19 protein-coding genes are annotated in these 21943 nt (G+C 32.6%); 4 read left to right on the forward strand and 15 right to left on the reverse strand.

Annotation, left to right across the window (positions count from 1 at the left end; translation table 11 throughout):
- Nucleotides 1-38 precede the first annotated feature (38 nt).
- Nucleotides 39-1583, forward strand: coding sequence for a hypothetical protein (locus GR162_RS05605; RefSeq protein WP_160781312.1), 1545 nt, complete (start codon nt 39-41; stop codon nt 1581-1583).
- 274 nt (nt 1584-1857) lie between these two features.
- Here GR162_RS05605 and GR162_RS05610 read toward each other — a convergent pair whose 3' ends face one another.
- A complete protein-coding gene (locus GR162_RS05610; protein WP_160781313.1) occupies nt 1858-3513 on the reverse strand; it encodes a M1 family metallopeptidase in 1656 nt (551 codons plus the stop codon).
- A gap of 162 nt (nt 3514-3675) precedes the next feature.
- On the opposite strand from GR162_RS05610, the gene GR162_RS05615 reads away from it, so the two are divergent.
- The gene (locus tag GR162_RS05615; RefSeq protein WP_160781314.1) at nt 3676-4374 is read left to right on the forward strand and encodes a carbohydrate-binding family 9-like protein; all 699 of its coding nucleotides are present in this window, start codon (nt 3676-3678) and stop codon (nt 4372-4374) included.
- 98 nt (nt 4375-4472) lie between these two features.
- On the opposite strand, the gene hisIE is transcribed toward GR162_RS05615, so the two are convergent.
- The 10 genes from hisIE to GR162_RS05665 all read right to left on the reverse strand — a co-directional run bounded on the left by hisIE (nt 4473) and on the right by GR162_RS05665 (nt 14503).
- On the reverse strand, nt 4473-5075 hold the full coding sequence (gene hisIE / locus GR162_RS05620) for a bifunctional phosphoribosyl-AMP cyclohydrolase/phosphoribosyl-ATP diphosphatase HisIE (RefSeq protein WP_370516231.1): 603 nt from the start codon (nt 5073-5075) through the stop codon (nt 4473-4475).
- A gap of 95 nt (nt 5076-5170) precedes the next feature.
- Nucleotides 5171-5926, reverse strand: coding sequence for an imidazole glycerol phosphate synthase subunit HisF (gene hisF / locus GR162_RS05625; protein WP_160781316.1), 756 nt, complete (start codon nt 5924-5926; stop codon nt 5171-5173).
- A gap of 74 nt (nt 5927-6000) precedes the next feature.
- Nucleotides 6001-6726 carry a 1-(5-phosphoribosyl)-5-[(5-phosphoribosylamino)methylideneamino]imidazole-4-carboxamide isomerase gene (gene hisA, locus GR162_RS05630; protein ID WP_160781317.1) on the reverse strand — a complete coding sequence of 242 codons (726 nt, stop codon included), beginning with the start codon at nt 6724-6726 and terminating at the stop codon, nt 6001-6003.
- Nucleotides 6727-6826: 100 nt separating this feature from the next.
- Nucleotides 6827-7408, reverse strand: a complete 582-nt coding sequence (gene hisH / locus GR162_RS05635; protein ID WP_160781318.1) for an imidazole glycerol phosphate synthase subunit HisH — start codon at nt 7406-7408, stop codon at nt 6827-6829.
- 67 nt (nt 7409-7475) lie between these two features.
- A complete protein-coding gene (gene hisB / locus GR162_RS05640; RefSeq protein WP_160781319.1) occupies nt 7476-8612 on the reverse strand; it encodes a bifunctional histidinol-phosphatase/imidazoleglycerol-phosphate dehydratase HisB in 1137 nt (378 codons plus the stop codon).
- A 54-nt stretch (nt 8613-8666) separates the two neighbouring features.
- Nucleotides 8667-9713 (reverse strand): histidinol-phosphate transaminase, encoded by a 1047-nt coding sequence (hisC, locus tag GR162_RS05645; RefSeq protein ID WP_160781320.1) that lies wholly within the window; start codon nt 9711-9713, stop codon nt 8667-8669.
- Nucleotides 9714-9810: 97 nt separating this feature from the next.
- Nucleotides 9811-11094: a histidinol dehydrogenase gene (hisD, locus tag GR162_RS05650; protein ID WP_160781321.1), complete on the reverse strand. Its 1284-nt coding sequence runs from the start codon at nt 11092-11094 to the stop codon at nt 9811-9813.
- A gap of 174 nt (nt 11095-11268) precedes the next feature.
- Nucleotides 11269-12126 carry an ATP phosphoribosyltransferase gene (gene hisG / locus GR162_RS05655; RefSeq protein ID WP_008464079.1) on the reverse strand — a complete coding sequence of 286 codons (858 nt, stop codon included), beginning with the start codon at nt 12124-12126 and terminating at the stop codon, nt 11269-11271.
- 310 nt (nt 12127-12436) lie between these two features.
- The gene (locus GR162_RS05660; RefSeq protein ID WP_160781322.1) at nt 12437-13837 is read right to left on the reverse strand and encodes a cell wall metabolism sensor histidine kinase WalK; all 1401 of its coding nucleotides are present in this window, start codon (nt 13835-13837) and stop codon (nt 12437-12439) included.
- Between the two features lie 3 nt (nt 13838-13840).
- The gene (locus tag GR162_RS05665; protein WP_160781323.1) at nt 13841-14503 is read right to left on the reverse strand and encodes a response regulator transcription factor; all 663 of its coding nucleotides are present in this window, start codon (nt 14501-14503) and stop codon (nt 13841-13843) included.
- A gap of 199 nt (nt 14504-14702) precedes the next feature.
- On the opposite strand from GR162_RS05665, the gene GR162_RS05670 reads away from it, so the two are divergent.
- On the forward strand, nt 14703-16841 hold the full coding sequence (locus GR162_RS05670; protein WP_160781324.1) for an LTA synthase family protein: 2139 nt from the start codon (nt 14703-14705) through the stop codon (nt 16839-16841).
- Nucleotides 16842-16939: 98 nt separating this feature from the next.
- On the opposite strand, the gene GR162_RS05675 is transcribed toward GR162_RS05670, so the two are convergent.
- A complete protein-coding gene (locus GR162_RS05675; protein ID WP_008464073.1) occupies nt 16940-17938 on the reverse strand; it encodes a zinc dependent phospholipase C family protein in 999 nt (332 codons plus the stop codon).
- Between the two features lie 323 nt (nt 17939-18261).
- On the opposite strand from GR162_RS05675, the gene GR162_RS05680 reads away from it, so the two are divergent.
- A complete protein-coding gene (locus GR162_RS05680; protein ID WP_237421294.1) occupies nt 18262-19062 on the forward strand; it encodes a hypothetical protein in 801 nt (266 codons plus the stop codon).
- 118 nt (nt 19063-19180) lie between these two features.
- Here GR162_RS05680 and GR162_RS05685 read toward each other — a convergent pair whose 3' ends face one another.
- The 3 genes from GR162_RS05685 to GR162_RS05695 form a co-directional block, all read right to left on the reverse strand.
- On the reverse strand, nt 19181-20146 hold the full coding sequence (locus GR162_RS05685; RefSeq protein ID WP_160781326.1) for a YeiH family protein: 966 nt from the start codon (nt 20144-20146) through the stop codon (nt 19181-19183).
- Between the two features lie 75 nt (nt 20147-20221).
- On the reverse strand, nt 20222-21118 hold the full coding sequence (locus GR162_RS05690) for a LysR family transcriptional regulator (protein ID WP_160781327.1): 897 nt from the start codon (nt 21116-21118) through the stop codon (nt 20222-20224).
- A 10-nt stretch (nt 21119-21128) separates the two neighbouring features.
- Complete coding sequence (locus GR162_RS05695; protein WP_160781328.1) at nt 21129-21917, reverse strand: hypothetical protein; 789 nt, start codon at nt 21915-21917, stop codon at nt 21129-21131.
- Nucleotides 21918-21943 lie beyond the last annotated feature (26 nt).

A 21943-nucleotide genomic window follows, 5' to 3' on the forward strand; every position in this document is an offset into this window, starting at 1 on the left:
TAACTTATAATCAGTAAGTTATATTATTTTTTTTTACAATGGCTAACCATCAAAAAGATTTCTTATTTGTTCTAATCAAATCACTTTCGAAATCAGAAAAAAGGCAGTTTAAAATTTTTGCAAGCCGATTAGAAACGAGTTCAAATACAAAATTTATCGAATTATTCAACATTTTAGATAAATCTGAAGTTTACGATGAAAAACTCATTTTGAAAAGTGGTGTTATCCAAAAAGTGCAGTTATCTAACTTAAAATCATACTTATACAAACAAATCCTGGTTAGTATAAGACTAAATATTCCTAGTCAGAATATTCGTTATCAGCTTCGAGAGCAAATGGATTTTGCTGTTATTCTTTATAATAAAGGATTATATAAGCAGAGCTTGAAAATATTGGATAAAACCAAACAGCAAGCTTTAGAGAATGATGAAAAATATATGGCGTATGAAATTGTTGAATTCGAAAAGCTAATTGAATCGCAATACATCACCCGAAGTATTCAAGGTCGTGCTGACGAATTGGTAGTTCAGGCGAAAGAATTAAATTATAGAAATACAATTTCAAGCAAATTATCCAATTTATCTCTTCAATTATACGGAATCATGCTGAAAACAGGTTACGTAAAAAATGACGAAGAATACCGATATATTGATGATTACTTTAATAAGCATATTTCTAAACTTGACGAGAGTAAATTTGGTTTCCGCGAAAAGTATTGGTTTTACAATGCCAATCTTTGGCGAAGCTTTCTAGTACAAGATTTCTTGGCGAGTTATAAATTTGCCTATAAATGGGTTCAGCTTTTTTATGATAATCCAAATATGATTTATCTCAATCCTGTTTTCTTCTTAAAAGGAAATCATTATTTCTTAGAATCGCTCTATATGCTTAAATATACATCGAATTTCAAGAAATATTTAAATCTTTTGGAAGAAACAATTGCAGATCCTAAGTTTCCTGCAAATGACAATATTGCCTCTTTATCATTCCTTTATGTGTATAATAATAAGTTAAACCTACATATTTTAGAAGGCACTTTTGCGGAAAGCGAATACTTAATTCCTGAGATTCTAGAAAAATTAAAACTGCACAGTGAACATTTAGACGAACATCATGAAATGTTATTTTTCTACAAGTTTGCTTCTATTTATTTTGGTAACGAAAAGTATAATGAATGCATTAATTACTTAGATAAAATCATCAACAATAAAAACTTGACAATGCGCGAGGATTTAATGTGTTTTGCGCGATTGTTGTCGTTGATTGCTCATTATGAGCTTGGTAAAGATTATTATTTAGAAAATCATTTAAAAAGCACGTATAAGTTCTTATTGAAAATGAACGATTTGCATGAAGTTCAAAAAGAAATTATCAAGTTTTTAAGAAACCTAAACAACTTTTACCCTGCCGATATAAAAAAGGAATTCAAGAAAATGCATACTCGTTTTGTTGAGCTTGAAAAGAATACTTATGAAAAAAGGGCTTTCTTATATTTAGATATCATTTCTTGGCTCGAAAGCAAAATCGAAAATAGGAAAATTGCTGATATTATTAAGGAGAAAGCGAAGCTTAATAATAGATAAGGTTTTTAAATTCCAATTTTTTAAAATTCCAAATTCCAATAAAAATGGCGTTAAAACTTTGTTCTTAACGCCATTTTTGTCATTTCGACGAAGGAGAAATCTCCGCGAGTAGCTCGACAAAGATTGTTGATTTTCTTTGCGGAGATTTCTCCTTCGTCGAAATGACAAACCACACTAAAAAAAAATCCGACAGGTTTTTAAAACCTGTCGGGTTTACTATTTATAAAACTCCGCTTGGAATTTGGAATTTAAAAAATTGGAAATTGTCGAACTTTTATTCGACGATATTAGAAGCTGTAACGTAGAAATCTTTATCTACTTCTAGCTTTCTATCTTCATTATCAGTTTTTATTGATTGCCATTCTGTTGTTGGTTTCAGCCAAGTTTCAACTCCGTTTAATTTTACCCGTACTGGCATATCAAATTTAGAAACGCAATTAGTCCAATGGTAACCGAAAGTTCCGTTTTTAAACATATATTCAAAAACTGGAATCTGAGTTGTGGTTAAATATTGTGCATAAACTCTATTGAAATTAATTCCAGATTGCTCATTTATATAATCCTGAATCTGCTTTCCAGTAACGGTTTGATGGTAAAAAGTCTTATTCATCCCTCTTAAAATCGTTTTCCATTTCGCATCATCGTTGATTATCTGACGAATCATGTGAAGCATTGAAGCTCCTTTTGGATACATATCGCCAGATCCTTCATTATTTACATCATAATGCCCGATGATTGGCTTGTCATTTTCAATATTCTGTCTACATCCAATAACATATTCAGCACCAGCTTCTTTACCATAATAATACTCTACAAAAAGGCTCTCAGAATAATTGGTAAAACTCTCATGAACCCACATATCTGCAATATCTTTGTAGGTGATATTGTTAGCGTACCATTCGTGTCCAGATTCATGAATGATGATAAAATCAAATTTTAGTCCCCAACCTGTTCCACTTAAGTCACGTCCTAAATAACCTTGTTTATATTGGTTTCCATAAGTTACAGAACTTTGGTGCTCCATTCCCAAATAAGGCACTTCTACCAGTTTATAGCTGTCTTCGTAAAAAGGATATGGTCCAAACCAGCTTTCAAAAGCTTTCAACATTTTTGGAGCATCTTTGAAATGTTCTTTAGCTAAAGCTAAATTATCTTTAAGAACATAATAATTACAATCTAAATTTCCTTTTTCTCCTTTAAATACTTCAGAGAAATTTACATAGTCACCAATATTGATGTTTACACCGTAATTGTTAATTGGATTAGAAACATACCAATTGAAAGTTTTAGTTCCGTCTTTTTCTTTTTTAACGCTTTTCAGTCTTCCGTTAGAAACCTCCGTTAAATCGCCTGGCACATTCACGCTGATAAGCATATTTTCTACTTCATCATACATATGATCTTTGCAAGGCCACCAAACACTAGCGCCTAAACCCTGACAAGATGTAGCAATAAAATCTTTTCCGTTTTTATCTTTTTTCCAAGAAAAACCTCCATCCCATGGTGCTCTTACAGCTTCTTTCGGTTTTCCTTCATAATAAACTATAATCTCCTTAGTATCACCAACTTTTTGCTTTTCAGTTAAAGTAATGAAAAACGCATTTCCATCTCTCTCAAACTTTAATTCTTTTCCGTTTTGCGTTACTTTGGTAATATTCATTGGTTGCTGCAAATCGATCTGCATACGGTTGTTTTCTGTCAGAACCGTATAACGAACAGTATTAGAACCTGAAATTGATTTTTCAGAAGGATTTACTTTTACATTCAAATGATAGTATTTTAAATCCCACCAGGCTCTTTCTTTTGTGATGCTTCCGCGTAAAGTGTCCTGATGTGTAAAAACGGTTTCTGACTTATTTAAAAGTCCCTGAGCATTGGCCGCAAAACCAACTAAAAAGGCGATAAATGCCCCACAAAAGTGTTTTTTCATTATTTATAAATTTGAAATAAATAAGGTTGTCAAGCCTGTTTTAATCTTCAACAAATGTAAACATTCATATCAAACTTTTTAAATTTTTATCATTTTAACAATCAAAAACAATAGATAAACTCATTTTCTTTATTTTAGCGATTCAATTATATTTAGTGTTTTATGAAATTGCAATACATTACTATTGTTTCGCTTTTATTCTGCCAATTATCCGTTTATTCTCAGACATTTCCTGTTCATAAAACAAATGACAAAATTAATATTGATGGTAATTTATCAGAGTGGAAAACGCCTTTTCTTGGTCCGTTTGCAATTCATAACACAGGCGAAAAAGCTTCCCAACAAACTTTTGTTTCACTTTCGTGGAATAGCAAAAACTTATATTTAGCTTACAAATGCACTGATTCTAAAATCATTGGAGCACCGCAAACAAAAGATTCTCAAATATTCAATACCGATGATTTAGCTGAAATTTTTCTAGATCCGGATGGAGATGGCCAAAATTATATTGAAATTGGAGTGAATGCATTTTCTACAAATTACGATTTGGTTTTAAAATGCATTTCACCAGAATGTGGAGGTTGGAATACAGCAATGGATTTCGATATTAAAGGTATGGAATCTGTAAGCAAAATAAATTCTGATGGCTATACAGTAGAAATTAAAATCCCATTTTCTAGTCTTAAAAAAATTGAAAATGGCGGTTTTAAAAAACCGAAAACTGGGACAAAATGGCGAGGAAATGCTTTTAGAATTGATTACGGTAAAACCACTGAATACATTGCTTTACAGCCTTATAAAACTTCAGTTTTTGGATTTCATCAGCCGCAAGAATTTGCGGTTTTTGAGTTTGTGGAGTAATAACTTTGTTTCAAGTTTCAAGTTTCAAGTTTCAAGTTTCAAGTTTCAAGTTTCAAGTTGCTCACAGAACATGAAACTTGAAACTTGAAACAACAAAACTATTTTTGACGTCTTTTCAAAACTTCAATAACATCATTCAATTTAAAACCCTTTGCTTGAAGTAGAATTAAATAATGAAACAATAAGTCAGCGCTTTCGCTAAGGAATAAATCGTCATTATCGTCTTTCGCTTCGATAACGACTTCTACAGCTTCCTCACCTACTTTTTGCGCTATTTTATTTATTCCTTTTGCAAACAAAGAAGCCACATAACTCTGTTCAGAATCAGCATTTTCTCTACGGGTTTTAATTGTATTTTCTAATTGTGAAATAAAACCGTAATTAGCATCATTTGGCTCCTGCCAACAGGTATCTGCACCCGTGTGACACGTTGGCCCAACAGGTTTTGCCTGAATTAAAAGCGTATCGCCATCACAGTCATTTTTAATGCTTACTAAGTTTAAAAAATTACCACTCTCCTCGCCTTTTGTCCAAAGTCTTTGCTTTGAACGACTAAAGAAAGTTACTTTTTGTGTTTCTATTGTTTTTTGAAGCGATTCTTCGTTCATATAACCCAGCATCAAAACATTTTTTGTTTCTGAATCCTGAATTATCGCCGGAATTAATCCGTGTGCGCTTTTGATATCGATTTCCATTTTAATTTTAGATTTTAGTCCCGATAGCTATCGGGAAGATTTTAGATTAATTTCTAAACTCGGATTATTGGAATTTGGAATTTAAAAATTGGATTTTTTTTTCAAATTCTCACTTCTATATTATTATTTCTTAATTCTTGTTTTAGGGCTTTAATTTCGATTTCTTTAAAGTGAAAAACACTTGCCGCTAAAGCTGCGTCTGCTTTTCCTTTTTGAAACGAATCTACGAAATGCTGAATGTTTCCAGCTCCTCCAGAAGCAATGATTGGAATATTTACTAATTCTGAAAGTTTAGCCAAAGCTTCGTTTGCAAACCCATTTTTAGTTCCGTCATTATCCATAGAAGTAAATAAAATCTCTCCTGCACCACGTTCTGCCACTTCAACAGCCCAGTCAAATAAATTCAATTCAGTTGGTACTTTTCCGCCAACTAAATGCACAATCCATTTTCCGTCGATTTGCTTGGCATCAATTGCTACTACAACACATTGGCTTCCAAATTTCTGCGCTAAATCATTAATTAATTGTGGATTTTTAACTGCTGACGAATTGATTGAAACTTTATCAGCTCCGTTATTCAACAGAATATCAACATCTTCAACAGATGAAATTCCACCGCCAACTGTAAACGGAATATTGATTTTTTCTGCAACGCTTCGCACCATATTGACAAGTGTTTTACGTCTTTCTTCGGTTGCCGAAATATCCAGAAAAACCAATTCATCTGCGCCTTCAGCTGAATAAATCGCAGCCAATTCTACAGGATCTCCAGCGTCTCGCAAGTCAACGAAATTAACGCCTTTTACGGTTCTTCCGTTTTTTATATCTAAACAAGGTATTATTCTTTTTGCTAACATTTTTTATTTTAGTTGTTGGTTACTGGTTGATTGTTGTTGGTTAATGCGATAAACTATCAACCGACAACTAATAACTATAAATCAATTATATAGTTTTCTAACTGTTTCAAAGTAATTCTTCCCTCGTAAATCGCTTTTCCGATAATAGTTCCTTCACAACCTAATTCTGCTAGTTTTGGCAATTCGTCGAAAGTCGAAATTCCTCCTGAGGCGATTAATTTTACACCTTCCGCTTCTGCTAAAATCTTTTTATACAAATCAAAACTTGGACCTTGAAGCATTCCGTCTTTGGCAATATCTGTACAGATAACGTACTGAATTCCTTTCGATTGATAATCCTGAATGAATGGAATCAAATCTTCATTTGATTCTTCTAACCAGCCTGAAACAGCAATTTTTTCGTCTTTAGCATCTGCGCCCAAAATGATTTTTTCAGTTCCGTATTCTGAAATCCATTTTTCAAAAATGGCTCTGTTTTTTACTGCAATACTTCCGCCAGTGATTTGATTTGCACCGCTTTCAAAAGCAATTCTCAAATCATCATCTGATTTCAATCCGCCTCCAAAATCAATTTTTAGGCTTGTTTGTGTTGCGATTTGTTCTAAAATCTTATAATTGACAATTTTGCTTGATTTTGCACCGTCAAGATCTACTAAATGCAGATATTCGATTCCGTGCGCTTCAAATGATTTTGCCACTTCAAGCGGATTCTCATTATAAATTATTTTGGTGTTATAATCACCTTTGGACAAACGAACGCATTTTCCTTCAATGATATCTATGGCTGGTATTATTCTCATTATTTTTAGTCTTAAAGTTTGAAAGTCGAAAGTCTTAAAGTCTTTTCTGATTCTCAAAAATTGTTATTTTGATTGATATTGATTTTTGATATTGAAATATTTACATCTTCAAAAAGTTTCCGAGAATCTTTTCTCCAATGTCACCGCTTTTTTCTGGATGAAATTGTGTTCCGTAGAAATTATCTTTTTGTAATGCCGATGCGTATTCTACATCATAATTGGTTTTAGCCACAGCGTATTGGCAATTTGGAGCGTAAAAACTGTGAACCAAATACATAAATTCATTTTCAGAAACATCCTTAAACAAATCGGTTTTTAAATCATAAATCTGATTCCATCCCATTTGAGGCACTTTTACGTTGTTTGAAAATTTCAAAACATCAACATCAAAAATTCCTAAACCTTCGGTATTTCCTTCTTCGGTTTTATTGCACATCAATTGCATCCCCAGACAAATTCCCAAAACAGGCTGTTTCAATTGAGGAATCAAACTGTTCAAACCGCTTTCGCGAAGTTTTGCCATTGCCGAACTCGCCTCGCCCACGCCAGGAAAAATCACTTTATCTGCCGATTTAATTTCGTCTGGATTATTACTCAAAACAGCCTTAAAACCCAATCTTTCAATAGCAAACATAATGCTCTGAATATTCCCTGCTCCGTAATTTATAATTACTATTTTCATTCTTTTTAGTTGTTGGTTGATGGTTATTGGTTGATGGCTAACAACTATCAACCAACAACCATAAACTTTAAAGCATCCCTTTCGTCGAAGGCAAAATCATTTTTTCTGTATCCCTTTTTACGGCTACTTTTATGGCTTTTGCGAAAGCTTTAAAAATAGCTTCAATTTTGTGATGCTCGTTAATTCCTTCTGCTTTTATATTTAAGTTGGCTTTTGCGCCGTCTGTAAATGATTTAAAGAAATGATAAAACATTTCTGTTGGCATTTTACCTACCATTTCGCGTTTGAATTCAGTTTCCCAAACAAGCCAGTTTCTTCCTCCAAAATCAATTGCAGCTTGTGCTAAACAATCATCCATTGGCAAACAGAAACCATAACGTTCTATTCCTAATTTATTTCCTAACGCTTTCGCGAAAACTTCTCCTAAGGCAATTGCTGTATCTTCAATTGTATGGTGTTCATCGACTTCTAAATCGCCTTTTACTGTGATTTCTAAGTCCATTTGACCATGACGTGAGATTTGGTCTAACATGTGGTCGAAAAACGCAATTCCGGTATCGATTTTACTTTTTCCTGTTCCGTCAAGATTCAGATTAATGTAAATATCAGTTTCGTTGGTTTTTCTTGTAATTGAGGCTGAACGCGCTTCTAATTTCAAAAACTCATAGATTTTCTTCCAATCCATTGTCTGTAAAACGATTGTTTCATTCAATTCTTCACGTTTAGATGAAATTTCATTGCTTCCAATTCCATCCGTATCGTTCATGAAAATCGCTTTTGCACCAAGATTTTTAGCCAATTCTACATCTGTCAAACGATCACCTAAAACAAAAGAATTCGCCAAATCATATTCTGGATTATTCAAATATCTAGTCAGCATTCCGGTTCTTGGTTTGCGAGTTGGCGCATTTTCTTCTGGAAAAGTTCTGTCAACGAAGATTTCATCAAAAACAACTCCTTCGTTTTCAAATGCTTTTAGAATAAAATTCTGCGTTGGCCAAAATGTATCTTCTGGAAAACTATCAGTTCCTAAGCCGTCCTGATTCGTTACCATTGCCAATTCGTAATCTAATTCAGCAGCAATTTTAGCCAAATATTGAAATGCTTTTGGATAAAACTCCAGTTTATCTAGGCTATCTAATTGATAATTTTCAGGTTCTAAAACAATCGTCCCGTCACGATCGATAAAAAGTACTTTTTTCATGGTTTATAGTTTGAGACCTAACAGGTTTTAAAAACCTGTTAGGTCTGTCATAGTTTATAACAATTTCAATTCTCTAATAACAACCGCATTTTCTTCTTTTGTTCCTATTGTAAAACGAAGACAATTTTCACATAAGGGCTGTGTTGTTCTATTACGAATAACGATTCCCTTTTCGATTAACTGGTCGTATCTTTTGTTTGCGTCATCTACTTTTGCCAAGATAAAATTGGCTTCTGTTGGATACACTTTCTCAACAAAATTTACTTCAAGCAATACTTTAAGCAACTCTTCTCTTTGCTCAATAATAGAGGATATTTCTTGTTTAATTTTGTCAGAATCTTTTAAACGTTCTTTAGCTCTTTGCTGTGTTAATTCGTTTACGTTATAAGGCGGTTTGATTTTGTTTAAAATTGAAATCACTTCCTCAGAAGCGTAGCAAATTCCTAAACGTATTCCAGCTAAACCATAGGCTTTTGAAAGAGTTTGAGTAATCACTAAATTCGGATATTCGTCGATTTCTGTCAGCCAGCTTTCTTTATCTGAAAAATCAATATAGGCTTCATCAATTACCACTAAACCATTGAAGTTTTGAAGCAATTTCACTACGCTTTCATCAGAGAAAGAATTTCCCGTTGGATTGTTTGGCGAACACAAAAAGATAATTTTCGTGTTTTCATCAACCGCTTCTAGAATCTTTTCAACCTGAGGCTGAAAATCGGTTGAAAGCAAAACTTCTCTATTTTCTACTGCATTGATGTTTGCCAAAACTCCGTACATACCATATGTAGGCGGAAGCGAAATAACATTGTCTTTGTTAGGTTCACAAAAAGCTCTAAAAAGCAAATCTAAAACTTCATCACTTCCGTTTCCTAGCAAAATCTGACTTTGCTTTACTAAATTATTTTTAGCTAAAATCGCTTTAACCGAATTCTGCTGTGGATCTGGATAACGATTTACACCATTCTGATACGGATTTTCATTGGCATCCAAAAAAATCATTTCTGCTGTATCAAAATCTTCAAACTCATCTCTCGCAGAAGAATAGGGTTTTAACGATTTTACGTTTTCTCTTGTTATTGTGTTTATATCGAATATGTTCATTTGTTGTTGTTTTTTGGACTATTAGAAACAAGAAACAAGAGAAAAGACTTCTTATCTTACCCACTCAATATCTTTCTTCTTGCTTCTTTTCTCTTTCTTATTCTAAACTCTTTAATCTCAGCGTCACAGCATTCTTATGCGCTTGTAACCCTTCGGCTTCAGCCATTAATTCTATAGCTTTTCCAATGTTTTGAATTCCTTTTTCTGAAATTTTCTGGAATGTCATTGATTTCATAAAACTGTCTAGATTTACACCGCTGTAATTCTTCGCATAACCATTTGTTGGCAATGTATGATTGGTTCCTGAAGCGTAATCTCCAGCACTTTCAGGCGTATAATTCCCTATGAAGACAGAACCTGCATTTACAATTCCGTTGCAATAGAAATCATCATATTCTGAACAAATTATAAAGTGCTCTGGGCCATATTCATTGATTAAATCTAAAGCAATCTGATCATTTTCGACATAAATCAATTTTGAATTTTCAATTGCTTTTTCTGCAATCGCTTTTCTAGGAAGAACTTCCAATTGTGATTGAACTTCTTTTTCTACTTCTGAAATTAGTTTTTTTGAAGTCGAAACTAAAATTACCTGACTATCAGTTCCGTGTTCTGCTTGAGATAATAAATCTGACGCTACAAAAGCTGGAACCGCTGTATCATCAGCAACAATTAACAGTTCTGAAGGCCCTGCAGGCATATCAATTGCAACGCCAAATTGAGTTGCCAACTGTTTCGCAACCGTTACAAATTGATTTCCTGGTCCGAAAATCTTATATACTTTCGGAATTGATTGTGTCCCGAAAGTCATTCCTGCAATAGCTTGGATTCCGCCAACTTTTAGAATTTTAGTCACTCCGCATAAATTCGCTGCGTATAAAATTGCCGGATTAATTTTTCCTTTTTTATCTGGCGGAGAACACAACACAATTTCTTTGCAACCCGCGATTTCAGCAGGCACAGCCAACATTAAAACAGTCGAAAACAAAGGCGCTGTTCCTCCAGGAATATACAAACCGATTTTTTGAATTGGTCTTTTCTCCTGCCAGCAGTTTACTCCTTCAATAGTTTCAACAGAAATACGATCTGTTTTTTGAGCATTGTGAAATTTATAAATATTGTCTTTCGCTAATTCAATAGCTTCTTTCAGCTCGTTCGGAATCAAGCTAATCGCTTCTTCAATTTCTGCCTGCGAAACTTCATAATTGTCTTGAGAAATTCCGTCAAAAATCGAAGTGTATTTTGCAACAGCTTCATCTCCTTTTCTTTGAACTTCTTTGAAGATTTCTTTTACCGTAAGTTCTATATCGTCTACAGTTTTAGTCGGTCTTTTTAATATTTCTGACCAGATTTCTGGTTTTGGATCATCTATTTTATTCATAATATTTTATATTAAATTCCAAATTTTTAAAATCCCAAATTCTATTTTTTTGCCTAAATTTTATACCGCAAAGTGCGCAAGGTTTTATTATTCTCTTTGTCTTGAAAAACGCTAAGTTCGCAAAGCTACATCCGCGACTTGGAATTTGGATTTTTATAATTGGAATTTCTATTTTTATAGTACCATTTTCTCAATTGGGCAAACTAGAATTCCTTCTGCTCCTACTTCTTTTAACTGATCTATTACATCCCAAAAAGTATCTTTGTCAATTACAGAGTGAACACTGCTCCAGCCTTCTTGCGCTAGCGGAAGAACCGTTAAACTTCTTAAAACTGGAAGGATTTTTCCAACTGCTTCAATTTTGTCATTTGGAACGTTCATTAAGATATATTTTGAATTTCTAGCTCTTAAAACAGCTTGAATTCTGAATTTTAAAGTATCAATGTGCTTCTGGATTTCTGGAGAAACTTTTGGTGAGACTGCCAAAACCGCCTCGCTTTTCAAAATGACTTCAACTTCTTTTAAGTTGTTTTTGAATAAAGTGCTTCCGCTTGAAACAATATCTACAATCGCATCTGCAAGACCAATATTAGGAGCAATTTCTACAGAACCAGAGATTTGGTGAATATCAACAGTTAGACCAAATTTATTAAAATATTCGGTAACTGTATTTGGATAAGAGGTAGCAATTCGAAGATTAGCTAAATCTTGCACCGAATTGTATTCGAAGGTTTTAGGAACTGCTACAGAAACTTTACATTTAGAGAACCCCAATTTCTGAACTACTTCAATTCCTTTCCCTTTTTCTACCAAAAGATTATCGCCAACGATGGCTAAATCTACTACTCCATCGATTAAATATTGGGGAATATCTGAATTTCTTAGATATAAAACTTCAAGAGGAAAATTTGAAGCTTCAGCTTTTAACTGGTCTATTCCGTTGTTGATTGAAATGCCGCAATCTTTTAAGATTTGAATGCTGTCTTCGTTTAAACGCCCAGATTTTTGAATTGCAATTTTTAAAGTACTCATTTTTTTAGTTGTTTGTTGATTAATAGTTTGAGTACAAAGAGAGCTTGAATTAAAAAACCCGTTTGATGTACTCAAACGGGTTTTAAAATATGATGATTTACATGCATACCATTAACACATCGCTTGAGAGCAATAATGTAAATGATGATGATGTAATTGAATTGAAATCATGATTTGTTTTGTTTTTTACTTCTTTGATTCGGTTGCAAATATACTAGATAAAATAATTAAAAAGCAATTTTTATTTTAACTTAACGATAGTTTATTGTTAAAAATCGTTTTGAAGGTCATTTTGGTTAATGATTTTGAATTACTTTAACGAATTATCATATTCGTCAAAAACTAGCAAAACTCGCGTACCTATACCAATTTCGCTTTCAATTTTAAACTTAATCTTAAGCAGATCTGTCATTCGTTTTACAATAAACAAACCAAGTCCGGTTCCTTTTATTTCTGAATGGTTTAAAGAATCTGATCTGAAAAACGGATTCAAAATAGATTCTAAATCCTTTTTTGCGATTCCAATTCCTTGATCTGAAATATTGCAGATAATTTTATCATTTTCTCTCGATAAGGAAATTCGAACTTCGCTATCAGGTTTTGAGTATTTTATGGCATTTGAGATTATATTTCGAAGAATTGTTACCGCTAAGTAATTATCGGAATAAATATAAAACTCTTCTGAAGCGTCTAAAATAACATTTACTAATCCTAGTTTAATTTTCTCTGTATTTAATTTCAATACATCTAAAACAACAGCATTTAAATAAACTTTTTCCTTAAGAATATTTTGTTTTTGATTCTCAAATCGAGCCATCATAAGCAGCTGATCTACAAGAGAATTCAAGTGATCAACTTCATTAATGCAGTAATTAATTTTTTCTTCGTATTCTTTGTTATCACGAGGTTTACGAATCAATACTTCAAGTGTTCCTTTAATGACTGTCAACGGAGTTCTCAATTCATGAGAAGCATCAGATGTGAACTGTTTTTCGCGCTCTATCGCGTCTTCAATTCGATTTAATAAATTATTAATCGTTTTAGAAAGCACAAATAATTCGTCTCTTGTTTTTGGAAGTGGAATTCGTGCTTTCAGATTGTCTTTTGTAATAATCTTAGAAGTCTGAATAATATTATTTATCGGTTTGATGCTTCGTCCAGCATAAAATCTTGCTAAGAAAAAAAGAATCAAAAGAATGATTGGAAAAGTAATCAATAAGGTATCCATCAAATTATCCAATACTTTTGAAGAATCTGAAAGTGACATGGCAATAATCAAATACCCCACTTTTTTAGATTGTACCTGAAGCGGAACTTGGATTTGACGAATTTTATTACCTAATAATTGTGCATCAAAAAGCTGAAAATGATCCTTATTTTCATGAAAAATGAGTTTTTCATTTTTTAAGTTGGGAGATTTTTCTATTATTTTTTTGTTTAGATCTAAAAACTGGACAAACACAGGATTTACATCAACAGAATTATGTTCTCTTTCCTCCCATTCTTCTGCATCCATAAAAATAACCTTATCTTTTTCAATTTTTATTTCCCTCAGATGGTCTTGAACTTCTATGTTCAAATTTTCGTCTATATGATTGTAAACAGTCAGTTTTACAATAAAATAAATAGCAGAAAAAACCGCCAAAACCAAAAGTCCGGTTCCTACGATATAATTTAATGCTATTCTGTCTTTAAAAGATAATGATGTCATTTGTTAATCATTGGCAATATATCCAATGCCTCGGATGGTTTTGATATAGTCTTCTTCGATTTTAAGGTTGAGTTTTTTTCTAATGGCATTCATAAAAACATCAATAACACCTGTATCATACTCAAAATTAATTTCCCAGACGTCTCGCAAAATCTGGTTTCTAGTACAGACTTTTCCTTTATGCTGTATTAAATAAGCTAGCAATTCAAATTCGCGTTGGGTCAACGAAATTTCTTCATCACCTTTCAATACAATATGTCTGGACAAATCCATAGTAATATTTCCGAGAGTTAAGGTTTCAGTTTGTTTTTTATTTCTAAAGTGGACTTTAATTCGCTCTACCAATTCTTCAAAACTAAAGGGCTTTTTGATATAATCGTTGGCGCCAGCTTTTAGCCCTTCGATAGTTTCTTGAACCGTATCTTTTGCAGTTAAAAAAATGATTGGAGTAAACTGATCTTTAACCCTAATACCTTTGCACAAATCTAGACCGTTTATTTTGGGCAACATCCAATCTAAAAGAATCAAATCAAATTTTTGCTCCTGAACCAATTCAAACCCCTTTGAACCGTCGGCGGCAGTAGTAATTTGATATCCTTCTTCTTGCAAACCTTGTTTTAGAAATTGAACAATTCCTACTTCGTCTTCAACTATTAAAATATGCATTTATCGTATCTGATTAAAATTTGAATATCATTTTTCAATTCAAAGATAGCTAATTTAGCTCTCAGAAATAATCCTTGCCATTAATAAAAGAAGGCAATCAACTTCTTAAGCAAACATTAAGTCAATGTTAAGTAAGGTAAAAGTGGAACTTAATCTGGCGTTAATCATTCGAAATTAATTTTGTAAAAAAATAAGTCCGATGAATTTTTACAAAAAACTTTCGCCTTTTTATAACCTTGCCCTGCTGTATTTTATTGTGAGTTTCGCACTTAGAATGGTATTGCTTTTTCATCCCATTACACAAAGTTCGTTTACTTTTGCAGAGAGTTTAAAAATATTTTCGCTTGGCTTACTGTCAGACACATTTGTGTTTGTATTGGCTTCAGGCTTTTTATGGCTTTATCTTATTTTCATTTCGAACTCTAAATATAACAAGCCTTACGGATATAGTATACTAGCAGGCTTTGTAGTACTTCTAATCTATGTTGCTTCTGGAAAAAGTATTTTTGATGAATACGGTGGCGCTTTGCCAAAAATCGTTTTGATTTTTATTTCGTTAAAAACACTTCTGTTTGCAATTTTTCTCTTCCTTCCAAAACAAAGAGATAAAATCAGATTTTGGCTTTTTGCTTTTGTGATTTTTCTATATGTTTTATTGATTCTTCAAAATGCAATCAGCGAATTTTTCTTCTGGAACGAATTTGGAGTAAAATACAATTTCATTGCTGTTAATTATCTTATTTACACCAATGAAGTTATTGGAAACATCATGCAGTCGTATCCTGTAATCCCGATATTTTCGGCTTTATTTTTTGTTACAGCAATCATCACTTATTTTATTATTAAGAAGTCAAGAATTTATATAGATGAAATTCCGAGTCTTAGTGAAAAATTAAAAATTACAGCGCTCTATGCGGTTTTATTTATAGCGTCATTGTTGGCTGTTCCTGGATTAGCCAAAACTGAAGACTCCAAAAACGTATTTGTTAATGAATTGCAATCTAACGGCGTCTACAAATTCTATTTGGCTTTTCAGAATAACAAACTGGATTATTTTAAATTTTACAAAACAATTCCGAACGAAAAAGCATTTGCTTTGTTAAAACAGGATCTACCTTCTATTTCTGGTAAAAACACATTACACGAGATAAAAGAGGATTCTCTAGAACAGCATAAAAATGTGGTATTAATTACTGTTGAAAGTTTAAGTGCCGATTTCATGAAAATGTATGGCAATGAGCAAAATATTACGCCATTTTTAGACAGTCTTGCACAAAAAAGCTTACTCTTTACGAATGTGTATGCGGCAGGAAACCGCACCGTTCGCGGACTTGAAGCTGTAACTTTATGCCTTCCTCCAACAGCTGGCGAAAGTGTGGTCAAAAGAGAAGACAATAAAAACAAGTTCTCAACTGGATCTGTATTCCTTAAAAAAGGATACAATGTGAAATTCATGTACGGTGGAGATGCTTTTTTTGACAATATGCAGGATTTTTATACTGGAAATGGCTATCAAATCATTGACAAATCGAGTTTTGCTGAAAATGAAGTTACTTTTTCTAACGTGTGGGGAGTTTGCGATGAAGACATGTATAACAAGGCCATTAAAGTTATGAATGCTGAGGCGAAACAAAATAAGCCTTTCTTCAATCATATCATGACTGTTAGCAACCATAGACCTTTTACTTACCCAAACAATAAAATTGACATTCCCGGAAATATCAAATCACGTGACGGAGGTGTGAAATATACTGATTACGCACTTAAACAATTCTTTAAACAGGCAGAAAAACAGCCTTGGTTTAAAAATACTGTTTTTGTAATTGTAGCCGATCACTGCGCTTCTAGTGCAGGAAAAACAGAACTTCCGTTGGATAAATACAGAATTCCAGCTTTAATCTATTCGCCAGATATAAAACCTGAAAAATACACCAAATTAATGTCGCAGATTGATATCATGCCAACATTATTTGGACTTTTACACTTTAATTACGAAAGCAAATTCTTTGGCCGCGATGTATTTAAACCAGATTATCAGCCTCGAGCTTTTATAGCAACTTATCAGGATCTTGGTTTAATAAAAAATAATGTTTTGACAATTTTATCTCCAAAACAGCAAATAAAACAGTTTCAATTGAAACTTAACGAAAAAGTTGGAATCTCTCCAGAGTTTCAAATTCATTACGATGAGATTCCGCTGAAAACTGAAAACAAAAACTTGGTCGATGAAACTATTTCGTATTATCAATCAGCTTCATATGTTTTAAAAGAGAAAGAATATCAGTTTAAAGATTTAGCCGATAAGCATAAAAAATTATATGCAAACATTCATCATTAAAAAGAAAAACAAAAGCCTCAAAAACGTAAAGAATTTGAGGCTTTTGCTTATAGTTTCAGCTTAACTTGAAACATGAAACTTAAAACTTGAAACAAAAATTAGTCGTTCTGATTTTTCATTCCAAATAAATTTCCTTTCTGGTATAATTTTAAATCATCCTGCAAAAATTGGTAGTTTCTTTGAGTAACAGCTGGCGAATCCAAATCGCTCAAATCTGGTTTTCCAGCATTTACCCAAGCAGTATACCAAAAACTTGCAGTTGCAGAAATTGCTTTTCTCATTTGACTTTCAACCATTCCGTTTAATTCTGCATGCAATTTCCCAGCATATTCATCAGAAAACTTAGAAGTATTGTATTTTGTTTTAGCGATTTTACCATCAGCATCCATTTCAAAAACTTTGTTTTCAGGAGTTGCTGTTCTTAGCTTCTTATCAATATCCAATAAAGGCTGTGCAAAACTGTGAGTATCATTAATCATATCCCAAATGGCTTTATGAACATCGGCATAATACTGAGCTTCTGGAACATTTAATTTGTAATTCTTAACAAATAATTCTGGCAATCTACTTTCCCAAAGCGAATGAATTCCTTTTTGATCAGTCAATTGTCCATCGTGGTTTTTAGAAGTATGCAAAGGCATGTGTGCATCACCAATGTAATGACCTAAATCTGCTGCAAGAAATAAGATTTCAGCTCTATTTTTTTCTTTAAAAGCCTTTGTCAATTTTGCCATCATATCTTCAATATACCAAGGCAGAATTCCATTATCGCTCAAAAATTTAGCATCGTACTTTTGTTTTGCTTCTTCTAATGTTTGTGGATATGTGTCAGCAGATCCAAAGTTTTCCATATCGAAATAGTGCCTTGGCCCCTCTTCTTTATAATTTAAAGCATACTTACGGATATCCGGAACCGAAGCTTCTTGTGTAATAAAATCAATGTGGTTGTAAAAAAAGATCTGTAATTGTTTTGGTAAAGCCATTACAGCTGCTTTGTTAATACGCTCATGGCCAACATTTCCCCATGACAGCATAATAAACCCAATAACTAAAGCTCCGAAAGCGATTAATTTTGGTCTCATTTGGATTTTCTTCATTTGTTATTTTATTAGAGGGAGCAAATTTAGCTTTAATTAAAGAATACGCAAAAAATACTGTAATTAAGATTTCCTAAATTTAGATTTTTGAGATTTTCCGCTCCAAAAGAAACAGAAGTTTATATTAACAATAGTTTTCTTTATATATTTGTTTTTATAATTAATATACTTTTATGCGCCAGATTATCTTAAATCTCTTCTTGCTTACTTCCTCCTTATGCTTGGCACAAGAAACTGACATTCAACTAAAAAATATCAGCGACACTATATTAAACCCAAAAAGGATTCTTAAAGTTTCTGAACCGCTTGATGGCATAAAAACAATGCAAAAGCTATTTCCTGGCAATCCCTATCATTTTGCCGATAAAAATAATTTTATTAGCTGGAAATGTAAAGCATGCAAACCAGCTCCTTTTTTGGACGTAAATGGTGTCGAAGGCGACCAATTATTTCCATATACCGAAGGTGTTGCAACAAGACTTTTAGCCAATATTGATTATAAAGATTCAAAAGGAAATCAATTTAAAATACTAGCTTTTAATCACTCTGTCCATGATGAAGACGGATTGCAGACTGGGCGTTTTTCTGGAGGATTGCTAGGTTTGGCAAAATTTGCAAAAAATGGCAATTTGTGGGAAATGCGATCTTTCCAGCCAGCAGTTGCTGCATTTGGAGCTTTTGCGCAATGCCCAACTCCAAAATTGATTGAAATTGGAGAAGATCAGTTTGCTTTTACATTGCTGCATGTTAACGGCGGCGCAGGCGGTCCTTTTGAAGGATGGCTATATTTGGTTGCCGGTTTTGACGGAAAATATCAGCCGATAATGGAAGTTGACAATTATCAACTTACAAACGTCCAAAGTATACAGTGGTCTGGAACATATACAGTTATAAATGATAATGCAAAAAAGCATTTTAGAGATATTATTGTCAAAACAACAGGCACGTTTAATAAAGCTTTAAAAGCTCAAGACGAATTCGAAACAAATGTTCCTGAAGAAATTGCAGCTATGGCAAAATTAAAAAAGTCGTTTAATTTTGAGATTGAAAGACGTTATGCTTTCAAAGGAAAATTTTACAAAATAATTGGTAAACCAATTGTAAAATTCTCCAATGTAAAGTAATAATTAAAAAACTTTTGAGTATGCTTTTACCACAAAAAACGCAAAGTTCGCAAAGCTTTGTACAAAAAACTTTGCGAACTTTGCGTAACTCTTTGCGCTCTTTGCGGTTAAAAAAATACTAGCCCAAATAAAGAATTGATACTAAAGCTAAAACGGCTATAAAAATCCAAAGAAAAATTCCTTGAAGCAAAGGCTTTACTCCTACTGTTTTTAAGGTGGCAAAATTTAAAGTTGCTCCAATCAAAAACAAAGTTATGGTTAAACCAATTTTGGCAATCCCAACGAGATGACCAGTAAAAAAGGCTGTTGACGGAGCGTAAGTATTTACTAGCATCGCCACAACAAACAAACCGATAAAATAAGGTATTTTGATTTTTGAGTTCTTACTTTTAAAAAGAAAAGCAGTCAAAATTGAAATTGGAATAATCCATAAAGCTCTTGCTAATTTTACTGTTGTAGCAACTTGTAAGGCTTCTGCGCCATATTTATTTGCCGCTCCAACTACCGAACTCGTGTCATGAATGGCAATGGCGCACCATAAACCAAAATCTTTTTGCGATAAATCCAATTGATGTCCGATAAATGGAAAAATAAACAAGGCAATTGAATTGAGTATAAAAATAACACCCAAAGCAATTGAAGTTTGATTTTCGTTTGACTTGATTACTGGCGAAATTGCCGCGATAGCGCTTCCTCCGCAGATTGCTGTTCCACAAGAAATCAAATGAGAAGTTTTTTTCTCTGTTTTAAGCCATTTTCCTAACAGAAACCCGAAGAGTAAAGTACTAAAAATTGAAAAAACAGTCAAAACAAATCCTTCTTTTCCTGCCGAAACTGCGCTGTTGGCGTTCATTCCGAATCCTAAACCAACAACCGAAAACTGCAATAAAAATGTAATGGCTTTATGATTGAATTCTATAAATGGATTTCCGAAAAGATTCACAATTAAAACTCCCAATAAAAGTGCAATTGGAGGTGAAATGATCGAAAATAAGCATAAAAGAATTACGGCAAGAAAAAGTACTTGCTGTAAAGATTGATTAATTTCAAATAATTGTGATGTGGTTTGTTCTTTTGTTTTCAAAATAAATGGGTATTGATATTATGTCGCAAAGTTCCGCCGTTTATATTGAAAACACCAATCGTAAATTGCGATTGGCTATAACTTTAAGTTATAATGAAATGCTAAATTTTGAATGAATAGTTCTGATAAAGAATCTGATTTTCCTTTTAAAGTGGCAATATAAAAATATCGTTCTACAGATAAATTTTCCACATCTAAAACAATCAATTCTTTATTTTTCAACTCTTTACTTACAGCATGAATAGACATAAATGCAAAACAATCTGAATTCAGCAAATATGATTTTATACTTTCTGTACTTCCCAACTGCATTTCGATTTGTAAATCTGAAAATTTTAAACCTGCTTTTTTCAAGGCAAATTCTATAACTTCAAGTGTTCCAGATCCACGCTCTCGAGTTATGAATTTCATTGATTTTAAATCATTTACTGAAATTTCGTTTTGTTTTGCTAAAGGATTATTGCTATTGCAGACTAAAACCAATTCATCCTTTAAAAACGGAATGTATTTTATGGATTGATTTTTTGATTGCCCTTCTACAATTCCAATTTCGATTTCTTTATTGATTAAAGCCGTTTCGATTTGTTCTGTATTTCCATTCAGCAGATTGACTTTTATGTCTTTTTGTTTCTGATGAAAACTAGCTAAAACTGGAGAAATAATATATTGCGAAATGGTTGTACTCGCTCCTAACCTAAGCAAACCTTGACGTTCTGCATTAAACGAGCTCATCTCAAAATCTATCTCGCGATAAATATCAAAAATACTTTTAGTATATTTTTGCAACATTTTTCCTGCTGGAGTTAAGGCAATTTTAGAACCGTTTCGTTCGAAAAGTTTGGTTTTATAAGTTTCTTCTAATTCTTGAATATGCTTAGAAACGGCCGGCTGAGTAATATACAATTCTGTTGCCGCTTTAGTAAAATTAAGGCGGAGCGCAACTGTGTAGAAAACTTTTAGCCTGAAGTCCATTTTTATTTATTTAATATTTTCCAATCGCTTCAACAGCTGTTTCTGAAAATTTTAAAATTTCTGTCGTAATTGGATATCCCGAGTTATTATATTCATCAAGAACAACAGAACCTAGACGTTGAGAAAAATATTCAAAATCTTCTTCGGCAAAAATGTAACAAAAATCATTTACAGGAATTACAGCATAAAAAGGAAAACCAATATTATTTTCAACTAGATCTTTTATTTTTGAAGAAAAAAGACAAGAACTTTTAAGCGATACTTCTTCAAGATTAATCATTCCAAGTTTATGATTATCTATATCTTCAAATTCTATCTTTACTTTCTCCAATAAAATTCCTAAATTTAAATCGGCTTGTTTTTCTAATTCTGTAACGTCTATTTTCCAATCTGATAAATCGTCATTAGTTATAAACGAAAAACCATTATTAAGGTTTAATGCAAAGACTTTACTAAATTCATTAGTAATCTTTTCATTTATAATATTTTCAAATTCAAAGTCATTTGGAACAAATTGTAAATATATTTTGTCTTTTACTTGTTCCCAATCTTCAATTTTAAATGAATGTTGCACAATTACTTCTACTAAATCAGCAATATGTCTTTCATCAAAATCTCTTTCATAATTTCGTCTAACATTCTCTAAACTAATTTTCAGATCAGTTTCTCCGATATTGACATAAATAAATCCATCTGCATCAATTGACTCAATACTTAATCCGTTTTTTTCAAGTTGCTTTTTAAATTTATTAAAAACAACATCTTCTTTCTGATTATTATTTGCGGAAAAGTTAGTCATATTATAAAATTATTTTAATCTAAAAA

This window comes from Flavobacterium sp. HBTb2-11-1, from assembly GCF_009826975.1.
Taxonomy (GTDB): Bacteria; Bacteroidota; Bacteroidia; order Flavobacteriales; family Flavobacteriaceae; genus Flavobacterium.